We start from the raw sequence: 4982 nt of genomic DNA, 5'->3' as shown, positions 1-4982 counted from the left end.
TGGGGGCTCGATGGCGCCATGGATGGCGCCATCGAGCCCCCAGGGAGGGGTTCACGGCGTGTCCTGCCTGCCCACATCGCCCCGCCATCCCACGGAATGCCGCTTTTGCTTTTGCTGTTGCTGTTGCCGGCCAGCGGCCGGCACTACCGGCGGGTGCCGGGCGCAGCCCGGCCGACCCCCTCAATCCTGTTCGCGGTGGTACGTCGCCACGTCTTCCCAGCCCATCTCGCGGGCATGCCGGGCCAGGCGCTCGGCCAGGAACACCGACCGGTGCTTGCCGCCGGTGCAGCCGAACGCCACGGTCACGTAGCTGCGGGTGCCATCCCCCAGCTTCGGCAGCCAGGTATCGAGGAAATCCATCAGCTGGGCCAGGTAGCGCTGCACGTCCGGCTGCGCTTCCAGGTAGTCACGCACGCCAGGCTCACGGCCGCTGAGCGCGCGCAGGTCCGGGTCCCAGTGTGGATTGGGCAGCACCCGCGCGTCGAACACGAAGTCCGCCTCGGCCGGCACGCCGCGCTTGTAGGCAAACGATTCGAACAGCAGCGACAGGCCGGTGGCATGGTCCATCGTGAACTCGGTGATGATCCGCCGCCGCAGCTGATGCACGTTGAGGTTGCTGGTATCGATCACCGCATCGGCCTCGCGGCGCAGCGGTGCGGTCAGCTCGCGCTCGCGGGCGATCGCTTCGGGCAGCGACAGGCCCAGCTGGCTCAGCGGATGGCGACGGCGGGTGTCGGCATAGCGCTTGAGCACCGTTTCATCGCTGGCCTCGAAGAACAGCACCTTCACTTCCACGCCGGCGTCGGTGGCCAGCTGCCGCCAGTCGCCCAGCTGGCTCAGGTCGGCCTGGCCGCGCACGTCGATGCCCACCGCCAGCCGACGCGGCGCGCTGCCGTCGTGGTTGGCCAGCAGGCTGCGCACGAAGTCAGGCAGCAGGTGGATCGGCAGGTTGTCCGAGCAGTAGTAGTCCTGGTCCTCGAAGGTCTTCAGGGCGACGGATTTACCCGAGCCGGACAGGCCGCTGACGATGATCAGGGTCGGGGCGGAGGGGGTTGCGGTGCTCATGGACAGGCTCTTCGAAGGGCAGGGGAATCAGGGCGTTCGCCGTTCCAGCAGGTTGCTGTGGCGGGCGATGAACATCGCCGCCGGGTCGATGCCCTTGGTACGCAGGATATGCAGGCGGGTGGCGGCTTCGGTCAGCACGGCCAGGTTACGGCCAGGCATCACCGGCAGGGTGATCAGCGGAACATCCAGGTCCAGCACATGGCGGGTGCCCGAGTCGCCGGTCAGGCGCTCGTAGCCATGCGGGGTGGGTTCGGTCATCGGCTTGGTCAGGTGGACGATCAGCCGAAGGTACTTGTTCTTCTTTACAGCTGTGTCGCCGAACATCTCGCGCACGTTCAGTACGCCCAGGCCGCGCACTTCCAGCAGGTCCTGCAGCAGCTCGGGGCAGGTGCCGTCGAGTACGTCGGGCGCGATCTGGGTGAATTCGGGGGCATCGTCGGCGACCAGGCGATGGCCACGGCTGAGCAGTTCCAGCGCCAGCTCGCTCTTGCCCGATCCGGCCTCGCCGGTGATCAGCACGCCGATCGAGTAGATCTCCATGAACACGCCATGCAGGATCACCCGCGGCGCCAGCGTGCGCGCCAGGTGGTAGGACAGGTGGTTGAGCAGTTCGTGGCCGCGCTTGGGCGACAGCCACAGCGGCGTGCCGGATTCATCCGCGGCGGCGCGCAGGTCTTCCGGGCACGCCTGGTTGCGGGTCAGCACCAGCGCCAGCGGGTGCGACTGCATGATCTTTTCGATGGTCTCCCAACGCTGGCGCGGTTCCAGCGCATCCAGCCAGGACAGTTCCTCGGTGCCCAGGATCTGCACCTTGTTGGGATAGATGGCGTTGAGGTAGCCGGCCAGCGAGGGGCGCCGCGAGACCGTGTTGCCGGCCTCCAGCTCGCGCTTCTCGCCGGACTTGCCGGCAGCCCAGCGCAGCCCCAGCCGCTCGCGCTGCTGTTCGAACAGTTCACGGGCGGTGATGCTGGTATTCATGCGGCGCTCGCAGGTGGGGTCATGTCCAGCGCCTCGCGCAGGGCCCGGGCATCGTCCGCTTCGCGCAGGGCCTGGCGGATGTCCGGCGCGGAGAACAGCTCGGCCAGCTCGGACAGCAGCATCAGGTGCTGGTGGGTGTAGTGGGCGGGGACGGCCATGGCGAACACCAGGTCCACCGGCTCGTCGCCGCCGAAGTCGACCGGGGTGGCCAACCGCAGCAGGGCGCCGCGGGGGCGGTCCAGGGTTGGCGCGCGGCCGTGGGGAATGGCGATGCCGTGACCGATCACGGTGCTGCCCAGCGCTTCGCGCTGGCACAGGTTCAGATAGATCTGTTCGGCGTTGGCCTGGCGGCAGGCCAGCAACCCGGCGGCGGCCTGCAGGACGCTGTCGCGGTCGGTGGCCGTGCAGAGCTGGGTCTGCACGGCCGCCAGGAGGTCAGTCAGGGGCATGTCTGCGGGGAACGGTGGCGATCAGCCACCATTGTCGCCCACCGGCAGCGGCGCGTGCTGCTGTTTTTTCTCCTTGTGCTTGATCACCAGGCGGTCAAGCTTGTCCGCAAGCAGGTCGATCGCGGCATACATGGTCTGGGCATTGGCCTCGGCGTGCAGGGTCTGGCCGGGAATGTTGAGGCTGGCGTCGACGTGGTGTTCGGTCTTCTGCAGCTTGAGGGTCACCCGCGCTTCGCAGTGCTGGTCGAAGTGTTTGCCGATCCGGGCCAGCTTCTCCTCTACATAGGACTGCAGGGCCGGGGTGACTTCGACATCTTTGCCAAACGTTTCGATGCGCATCGGGTTTCTCCTGTGTTCGGATGTGCCAATGAACCTCTCCGCCGGGCGCGGCGGCGCGTCAAGCGATTCTGACCCTTTCGTGCGAGGCGGAAATGTTCATGGCTTCACGATACTTCGCCACGGTGCGCCGCGCTACTGGAATTCCCGATGATTTGAGCAGGTCAGCCAGCTTGGCGTCAGAAAGCGGCTTGCGCGGGTTCTCGTCGTCGATCAGGCGCCGGATCATCGCCTGGATGGCGGTGCTGGACGCCTCGCCACCGCCCTCGGTATCGATGCCGGAGGCAAAGAAGGCGCGCAGCGGCAGGGTGCCTCGCGGGGTACGCACGTGCTTGCGGGCGATCGCGCGCGAGACCGTGGATTCGTGCAGGCCGAGCTCGGCGGCGATCTCGCGCAGGGTCAGTGGACGCAGCGCCTGCTCACCGAATTCAAGGAAGCCGGCCTGCTGCAGGATCAGGCTGCGCACGACGCGCAGCAGGGTTTCGCCACGCTGCTGCAGCCCTTTCAGCAGCCAGCGCGCTTCCTGCAGCTGGGCACGCAGGTAGCCGGCATCGGCGTCGCCACAGCGTCGGATCAGCTGTTCGTAGCCGCGGTGGATCACCACCTTCGGCCCGGCATGCGCGGCCAGCGCCGCGCGCCACACGCCGTTCTGCCGCCACACCACCACGTCCGGCACCACATAGGTGTCCTGCGACAGCGGTGCGATCTGCGTGCCTGGGCGCGGGTCCAGCGAGCGCAGCAGCGCCACGGCAGTCTCGACCTCGTCCAGCGGCTGCTTCAACTCATGGGCAAGCCCGGCGACGCCGCTGCGCGGCAACCGTTCCAAGGGGCCTGCGGCAATCTGCCGCGCCAGGATCAGGCCGGGCGTGTCGCCGGCCAGCACATCCAGCTGCAGCAGCAGGCATTCGCCCAGCGTGCGTGCAGCCACACCCACCGGATCGAAGCGCTGGATGCGATGCAGCACGGCGAGGATCTCGTCCTCGTCGGCGTGGATCGCCGGCAACAGGGTTTCAGCGATGGTGGCCAGCGGCTCGCGCAGGTACCCGTCGTCGTCCAATGCATCGATCAGTGCCGCGCCGATGCTGCGATCACGCGAGGACAGATGCGACAGATGCAGCTGCCACAGCAGATGGTCGGCCAGTGTTTCGGTTTCGGCTACGCGCTCGGCAGCGCTGCCGTTGTCGTCGTCATCGTCGAAGCTGCCACCGCTGCCGGCCGCGCTCCAGTCCAGTTCGGCCGGCGCCCAATCGTCACCGGCATCGGTGCGTTCTGCGGGGGCATCACTGTCGTTGCCATCGCCGGCTTCGTTGGCGGTACTGCTGCTGTCACTGCTGTCGGCCCAGTCCAGCAGTGGATTGCTTTCCACCGCCTGCGCGATTTCCAGCTCCAGCTCGGTGGTGGACATCTGCAGCAGCTTGATCGCCTGCTGCAACTGGGGCGTGAGCACCAGGTGCTGTCCCAACGATGTCTGCAGCCGAGTCTTCATGCCTGTGCCGAAAGGAAGGAAAGGGACCCGGCGACCGCAGTCACAGCTTGAAGGAATCACCAAGGTAGACCCGACGCACGTCGGCATTGTCCAGGATCGCCTCCGGCGAACCCTGGGCCAGCACGCTGCCTTCGGCGAGGATATACGCGCGGTCGCAGATACCCAAGGTCTCGCGCACGTTGTGGTCGGTGATCAGCACGCCGATGCCACGCTGCTTGAGATGGGTGACGATGCGCTGGATCTCGCCGACCGAAATCGGGTCGACACCGGCGAACGGTTCGTCGAGCAGGATCAGGCGCGGCTGCGCGGCCAGTGCGCGGGCGATCTCGCAGCGGCGACGTTCGCCACCGGACAGGCTGGCACCGAGCTGGTCAGCGACGTGGCCCAGCTGCAGTTCATCGAGCAGGCTGTTCAATTCGCGTTCGCGGCCCTTCGAATCGAGGTCCTCGCGCAGTTCCAGCACCAGGCGGATGTTGTCGGCCACGGTCAGCTTGCGGAACACCGACGGTTCCTGCGGCAGATAGCCCACGCCCTGTTTGGCGCGGGTGTACATCGGGTCACCGGTGATGTCCTTGCCATCGAGCACGATGCTGCCAGCGTCAGCCGCAACCAGGCCGACGATCATGTAGAAGCAGGTGGTCTTGCCGGCGCCGTTGGGGCCGAGCAGG

Annotated in this window: 6 protein-coding genes; all 6 read right to left on the bottom strand. The window is 67.2% G+C overall.

Annotated features, from left to right (window positions below):
• Positions 1 to 180 precede the first annotated feature (180 nt).
• On the bottom strand, positions 181 to 1065 hold the full coding sequence (gene rapZ, locus ARC63_RS00465) for an RNase adapter RapZ (RefSeq protein ID WP_010483655.1): 885 nt from the start codon (positions 1063 to 1065) through the stop codon (positions 181 to 183).
• 27 nt (positions 1066 to 1092) lie between these two features.
• Complete coding sequence (gene hprK / locus ARC63_RS00460) at positions 1093 to 2043, bottom strand: HPr(Ser) kinase/phosphatase (RefSeq protein ID WP_005408388.1); 951 nt, start codon at positions 2041 to 2043, stop codon at positions 1093 to 1095.
• Complete coding sequence (locus ARC63_RS00455) at positions 2040 to 2492, bottom strand: PTS sugar transporter subunit IIA (RefSeq protein ID WP_057502253.1); 453 nt, start codon at positions 2490 to 2492, stop codon at positions 2040 to 2042. The genes hprK and ARC63_RS00455 overlap by 4 nt, the downstream gene beginning before the upstream one ends.
• A gap of 21 nt (positions 2493 to 2513) precedes the next feature.
• The gene (hpf, locus tag ARC63_RS00450) at positions 2514 to 2831 is read right to left on the bottom strand and encodes a ribosome hibernation-promoting factor, HPF/YfiA family (RefSeq protein ID WP_004147311.1); all 318 of its coding nucleotides are present in this window, start codon (positions 2829 to 2831) and stop codon (positions 2514 to 2516) included.
• Between the two features lie 58 nt (positions 2832 to 2889).
• The gene (locus ARC63_RS00445; protein ID WP_010483648.1) at positions 2890 to 4314 is read right to left on the bottom strand and encodes an RNA polymerase factor sigma-54; all 1425 of its coding nucleotides are present in this window, start codon (positions 4312 to 4314) and stop codon (positions 2890 to 2892) included.
• 40 nt (positions 4315 to 4354) lie between these two features.
• Positions 4355 to 4982, bottom strand: a 628-nt coding sequence (lptB, locus tag ARC63_RS00440; protein WP_057502252.1) for an LPS export ABC transporter ATP-binding protein, incomplete at its 5' end; no start/stop codon positions are given.

The sequence above is a fragment of the Stenotrophomonas geniculata ATCC 19374 = JCM 13324 genome, from assembly GCF_001431625.1.
Taxonomy (GTDB): Bacteria; Pseudomonadota; Gammaproteobacteria; order Xanthomonadales; family Xanthomonadaceae; genus Stenotrophomonas; species Stenotrophomonas geniculata.
The sequence above is the reverse complement of the archived record's forward strand: the minus strand, read 5'-3'. Positions and strand labels throughout refer to the sequence as shown.

Bases quoted from the DNA above. Each gene is read 5' to 3' on its own strand.
- rapZ (WP_010483655.1), bottom strand. From the start codon at position 1,065: ATGAGCACCGCAACCCCCTCCGCCCCGACCCTGATCATCGTCAGCGGC.
- hprK (WP_005408388.1), bottom strand. From the start codon at position 2,043: ATGAATACCAGCATCACCGCCCGTGAACTGTTCGAACAGCAGCGCGAG.
- ARC63_RS00455 (WP_057502253.1), bottom strand. From the start codon at position 2,492: ATGCCCCTGACTGACCTCCTGGCGGCCGTGCAGACCCAGCTCTGCACG.
- hpf (WP_004147311.1), bottom strand. From the start codon at position 2,831: ATGCGCATCGAAACGTTTGGCAAAGATGTCGAAGTCACCCCGGCCCTG.
- ARC63_RS00445 (WP_010483648.1), bottom strand. From the start codon at position 4,314: ATGAAGACTCGGCTGCAGACATCGTTGGGACAGCACCTGGTGCTCACG.